Genomic DNA, 6,001 nt, shown 5'->3' on the forward strand with positions numbered 1-6,001 from the left:
AACCCGCCCTGCCATCACGTGTCACGCCTGACGCTGCCGCGTCCACCGCATCCTGCCCCGCGTCTCTGGACGATCCGGAACGCCCCTCTGTGGGACAGGATGGCGGTACTATGCAGGTGATTTGGGATGAGCGTCAAGAACAATTTCTGAAAATCGGAATATTGGTCCGGCTCATGCTTCAGGATGGCTGAGGGCTTGGAAACGACAGGTTGCAAGGGATCGGTCGCCTAGCGCAAGGCCAGGTACTTCGGGGCCGTCCGCTGAACAGCGGCGATCGGACCACATGAGTCACCTGAGGTCGGTCACACTCCGAATGGATAGGTATCCGGAAGCCCCTCGATTTCGGTGGTCTCAAGCGGCGTCACCGCGCAGGTCTCGTCGAACCAGATATATTCATCGAACTGCTGCGGCAGGCTGGCGCGGAAGTAGTGGCTCGCCATTTCGCTCTCCGGCCGGTAGATCACACCGATCGCCCGCTCCAGCCGTTGCTTGCCGAGGCCCTTCACGTCACACAAATCATCTCGGCCGCGCAGCCCCAGCATGAAACGCGCATGTCCCGTCGCATGACACAATCGCTCATAACTGCCCGGCAGGGAGGGACGGACATTCTTGACCTCCATCGCGCCGTCCCATTCGGAGGCCGCCGCAACCGTTCCACCATGGGTGCCGAAGCCGACCAGATAGGCCTCGTCACCGAACGCCTGGCGACAGAGCTGGCCGATATTGTGCTCGCCACGCGCGGCCATCTCGGTCGCGGCCGCATTTCCGACATGCGAATTGTGCGCCCACACCACCGCCTTGCTGGCGGGCCCGTGGAACGCAAGCAGGTTCTGCAGGGTCTCAAACATGTGGCTGTCGCGCAGATTCCAAGAGGCGCGCGAGCCGTAGTACATGATGCGATAGTAGCGTTCGGCGTCGGCGACCAGCCGCGCATTCTGTTCGGCATCGAGAAAGCGTTCGCCGTCGTGCTCCGCATAGACGCGGCGCTTGGCGAGCAGGTCGGTGAGAGCGTGGACAACAGCGGCCTCGCAGGTAGGATAGGTGCCGGTCAGCGCGGCATGGCCGTAGGTCGCGGGATCGCGCTGCCAGGGCGTCAGGCAGCCATAGCGTTCACGGGCGACGCGGGCCGATTGCGGATCGACCTCGTCGAGATAGTTCAGGACCGAGCGAATTGAATCGTAGAGGCTGTAGAGATCCAGCCCGTGAAACGCGACGCGCTGGTCTCGTTCGACCGTGCCGTTGTGCTTGCGCAGCCAGCTCACGACATCGCGCATTTCGGTGTTGCGCCACATCCAGGTCGGAAACCGCGCGAACGCGGTCCATTCCGACGGCGGATACTGGAAATGCCGCACGTAATGGTCGACGCGCGCCGCGTCCGGCCAATCGGCTTCGACGGCGATAAAGCGGAAACCCTTGTGGAGGACGAGGTCGCGGGTGATCCGCGCCCGCATCCGATAGAACTCGCTGCTGCCGTGGGTGGCTTCGCCGAGCAGCACGATGCGCGCCGATCCGATGCGTGCGAGCAACGGATGGAGATCAGCGGCCTCGATTGATGGAAAGGTGTCCGCGGCATCGGCGAGGTCGCGGACCAGCACGTCCTCCTCGGAGGAGGCCGGCCGCAGCGCGCGACGGGCCGGCGCCCGCGCAACGCCTTCCGCGCTCGACCAGCCCTCTGCGCCGATCAACGGAACGAAGCGGACGTCAGCGATGTCCTCGCTGCGATAGTCGACCGGTGCAACGCGGGTCACGCGCACGAGTTCCTGGGAGCGCTGGTCCGTGCCGACCGGCATCACCAAACGGCCGCCGACCTTCAGCTGCTGTTTCAGCGAGTCCGGGACTTGCGGGCCGCCGGCCGCGACCACGATCGCATCATAGGGCGCGTGTTCCGGCCAGCCGCGGGTGCCGTCGCTATGACGAACATGAACATTGTCGTAGCCGAGATCGGCAAGGGTTTCGGCGGCCTGATCGGCGAGCCGACCGAGACGTTCGATGCTGTAGACATGAGAGGCGATCTCCGACAGCACCGCGGCGGCGTAGCCGGAGCCCGTGCCGATCTCGAGCACTTTCTCTCCGCCCTCCAGCATCAGGGCTTCCAGCATGAAGGCGACAATATAGGGCTGCGAGATGGTCTGTTCGCCCGCGATCGGCAGCGGGGAATCTTCGTAGGCAAACTCGCGCAGCTTCTCCGGCAGAAACAGCTCGCGCGGCACTTTTCGCATGGCGTCCAGCACCAGTTCGTCGCGCACGCCGCGCGCCGCGATGTCACGCCGGACCATGTCCTCGCGCAGCGCAGCAGAAGATCTTTGTTCGCCAGTCCCGCCCGGTTCGAGCCCTCGGGATACCACGGCGACGCCTCCCGGTATCTGGTCTTATTCATCAAATTCCTAGGACCGTCATACGGCGGCCGACTTGATCGGTATCAATCGGAGGTGGCCGGAGGACCGCAAAAGCAACCTGTCAGACCGGAGCTTGCGCTTTTTCCTCCACTTCTTCTTGCACCGTCTGGTGCGCTTTCTCTTGCCCTCTCTCTTGCGCTGCGATGGGGCGCAGCGGCGCGAACTCATCCGCGGTCAGCGTCTCCCTTGCGATCAGGAGTTCGACGCCGGTATCCAGTTCGTGGCGGTGCTTTTCGAGAATGGCGCGGGCGCAGGCGTCGCCCGCCTCGACCAGATCCCGCACCGCCAGATCGATCTCGCGTCCGGTGACGTCGGCGGCGCTGACGATCTGGTCCTGCATTGCCGGCAGGAAGCTCTGCGGCCGCGGTGCGTAGGTACGCTGGCCGACATTGGCATCCATGCCGTATTTGGTGACCATCTCGATCGCGATCTCGGTGGCCCGCTGCAGGTCGTCGGCGGCGCCGGTCGAGACGTCGCCGTCGAAGATCACCTGCTCGGACGCGCGCCCACCCATCAGCACGGCGATGCGGTTCTTCAACTCGCTGATCGACAACAGAAAGCGATCCTCGGTCGGCCGCTGCATCGTATAGCCGAGCGCGCCGACGCCGCGGGGAATGATCGACACTTTCTGCACAGGATCGACGCCGGCGAGGTTGGCTGCAACCAGCGCATGGCCCATCTCGTGATAGGCGACCCGGCGGCGTTCTTCCTTGCCGAGCACTCTGCTTTTTTTCTCGATGCCGGCCACGATCCGCTCGATCGCAACGGTGAAATCATCGAAAGAGACTTCCTCGGCGCGGCGCCTGGTCGCCGCGATCGCCGCTTCATTGATCAGATTGGCAAGATCGGCGCCGGTGAAACCTGCGGTGAGAGCGGCGACCTTCTCGAGGTCGACATCCTTGCTCATCCTGATCTTGCGCACATGCACCTTCAGGATCGCTGTGCGTCCGCTCTTGTCGGGGCGGTCGACCAGGACCTGCCGGTCGAACCGTCCTGCCCGCAGCAGCGCCGGGTCGAGAATTTCAGGCCGGTTGGTGGCCGCCAGCAGGATCACGCCGGCACTGGGATCGAAGCCGTCAAGCTCGGCGAGCAGCTGGTTCAGGGTCTGCTCTTTCTCGTCATAGCCGCCGAAACCGCCGCCCTGGCTCCGGCTGCGGCCGAGCGCGTCGAGCTCGTCGATGAAGATGATGCAGGGCGCCGCCTGCCGCGCCTGCGCAAACAAGTCGCGGACCCGCGCGGCGCCGACGCCGACGAACATCTCGACGAATTCGGAGCCGGAGATGGAGAAGAAGGCAACGCCGGCCTCGCCGGCCACCGCGCGCGCCAGCAGCGTCTTGCCGGTGCCGGGGGGGCCGACCAACAGAATACCCTTGGGCACATGCGCCCCGAGCCTGCCGTAGCTCTGGGGGTCCTTGAGAAAGGACACCACTTCCTGCAGTTCGAACTTGGCTTCCTCGACGCCGGCGACATCGGCGAAGGTCACCTTGGTGTCCTTTTCGACATAGATCTTGGCGCGCGATTTGCCGATCGACATCAGCCCGCCAAAGCCCTGACGCTCGGCGACCCGCCGGAACAGGAACACCCAGACCAGATAGAACAGCACGGCCGGCACGACCCAGGACAGGATGGTCTGCAGCAGCCCGCCCGACGGCACGCCGGTGACCACGACACCCTTCGCCGCCAGTTTTTCTGCAAATGCCGGATCGACCCTCGCGGTAACAAAGTCCTGCTTGCCGCTCTCCAGCTTCTCCTTGTCCTTCAGCTTGCCCTGGATGGTGTCCTGGCCGACGGCGACCTCGCTGACCTTGCCCTGATCGACGAGCTGCTCGAACTGGCTGTAAGGAATGGTTTCAACCGTGTTGTAGGTCGTGAGCACCCATTGCAGCACCAGCATGCCGATGCCGGCGGCAAAAATATATCCGATGGCGATGGTCTGCTTGCGCTGGGACGGATCGGTTGCCATCTCGTTCTCCGGGCAAATCACACGGCGACACCACCCGCACGCATCAAGCCGGCAATGGCGCGAGAAGTTCCTGACGAGCCAAAATCCTAATAAACTTACACGGCACGCGCTTGCTTTGGATCAACAGGCAGCGATGTGCGCGTGCTTTGCTAGTTCGCGTCAGGCCGAAAGGGACGGCGCATGCCCTACGCATCGATCGACGACCTCCCGCCGCCACTGCAGTCTCATCTGCCGATTCACGCGCAGGAGATCTACGTCGGCGCCTTCAACAGCGCCTGGGTCGAATACGCCGCCCGCGGCCCGCTGAAGCGGGAGAAAACCGCCCATCGCGTCGCCTGGGCGGCGGTGAAGCGCAAATACGAAAAATTCGGGGACCGGTGGGTGCCGCGCGAATAGTTCAGGCGCACGTTATCCTCCCGAGGTCGGCTACTTGCTCTGCAATGTGCTGACCGGCTCCCAATCCGGCCCCGGAGGATGGCTCGCGAATTGGTTCGCCCGCGCCAGGAACAACGCCGACGGCTGATCAAATTCGGCGACCGACGCGAAACTCGCCGCGGCCGCAGCGAACGCGCGTGTCCGCCATCGCGCCAGCCCCTCGGCGTAGGCAGCGGCCGCCTGGCGCTGCTGCGCCGTCTCCTCGCTTGCCATCGCGACCAGCTCGTAAATCTTCACCGGCGTCGCGCGTCCTTTCACGCGCGTCGCGTCGAGTTCGCGCCAAGCGAAGGTTTTACCCGCGAGAGCCACCGTCATTTCGGAGGCGATGATCGTCGTGCCGTAATACTTGTTGGCACCCTCGAGCCGCGAGGCGACATTCACCGCATCGCTCATGACCGAATAGTTGAAGCGCCGACGCGAGCCGATATTGCCAACCAGCGCCTCGCCGGAGTTCAGGCCCATGCGGTGCGCGACCTGAAGGCCGTGAAAGGCGGTAGAGGACTTATTGAGCTCATCAAGTCGGGCGCGGCAGCCGAGCGCGGCGGCCACGGCATTCCTGGCGTGATCGGCATCGTCGACCGGCGCGCCGAATACAGCCACGATGGAGTCGCCGATATATTTGTCGACATAGCCGCCTCGACTCTCGATGATGTCGGTCATCGCTGACAGATATTCGTTCATGAATGCCACCAGTTCGGTCGGCGTCATCTGTTCGGCGATCGCGGAAAAGCCCGCAAGATCCGAGAAGAACACGGTCACATCGCGGGTCTCGCCGCCAAGCACCGGCAGCTTGTTGGAGGCCAGCATGCTGTCGATCACTTGCGGCGCCAGATAAAGCGCAAAGCTGCGCCGGAGCAATCGCTGGCCCCGATCGGTCACGACCAACCGGTAGGCGATCGTCATCACCAGCGACGCCAGACCGGCGGCAAACGGCTCGCTCAACGGCAACACCAGCGCCTTGGCGAAGACCATCGTTGCGCCTGTCGTCCAGATCGCGACCAGTCCGAGATAGACCGACGCGGCGGTGACCGGGGAGAACAATCGCGCGGCGATGGCGACCAGGAGGGCAACGCCGATGGCGATGATCGTTGTCGGGGACCGTCCGAGCTCGACCAGGGCGTCGCGGGCGAGCAGATTGCCGACGGCGGTTGCCTGAATGTAGACGCCGGCTATGGAGCTGTTGCCGGAGCGAGCCGTCGACGGCGCG

The 6,001-nt window shown here is 64.2% G+C and carries 5 protein-coding genes; 2 read left to right on the top strand and 3 right to left on the bottom strand.

Annotated elements, in window-relative coordinates:
- Positions 1 to 191 (top strand): hypothetical protein (locus tag WCB02_RS33095; RefSeq protein ID WP_423965019.1); only part of this gene is annotated, 191 nt, incomplete at its 5' end.
- Between the two features lie 111 nt (positions 192 to 302).
- Here WCB02_RS33095 and WCB02_RS33100 read toward each other — a convergent pair.
- On the bottom strand, positions 303 to 2,276 hold the full coding sequence (locus tag WCB02_RS33100) for a protein-L-isoaspartate(D-aspartate) O-methyltransferase (RefSeq protein ID WP_423965029.1): 1,974 nt from the start codon (positions 2,274 to 2,276) through the stop codon (positions 303 to 305).
- Between the two features lie 181 nt (positions 2,277 to 2,457).
- Positions 2,458 to 4,359 carry an ATP-dependent zinc metalloprotease FtsH gene (ftsH, locus tag WCB02_RS33105; protein WP_423965022.1) on the bottom strand — a complete coding sequence of 634 codons (1,902 nt, stop codon included), beginning with the start codon at positions 4,357 to 4,359 and terminating at the stop codon, positions 2,458 to 2,460.
- Between the two features lie 180 nt (positions 4,360 to 4,539).
- On the opposite strand from ftsH, the gene WCB02_RS33110 reads away from it, so the two are divergent.
- Positions 4,540 to 4,755, top strand: coding sequence for a ChaB family protein (locus WCB02_RS33110; RefSeq protein ID WP_423965025.1), 216 nt, complete (start codon positions 4,540 to 4,542; stop codon positions 4,753 to 4,755).
- Between the two features lie 30 nt (positions 4,756 to 4,785).
- Here WCB02_RS33110 and WCB02_RS33115 read toward each other — a convergent pair.
- A partial coding sequence (locus WCB02_RS33115) for an adenylate/guanylate cyclase domain-containing protein (protein WP_423965027.1) occupies positions 4,786 to 6,001 on the bottom strand: 1,216 nt, incomplete at its 5' end.

This window comes from Bradyrhizobium sp. (assembly GCF_049581145.1).
Taxonomy (GTDB): Bacteria; Pseudomonadota; Alphaproteobacteria; order Rhizobiales; family Xanthobacteraceae; genus Bradyrhizobium.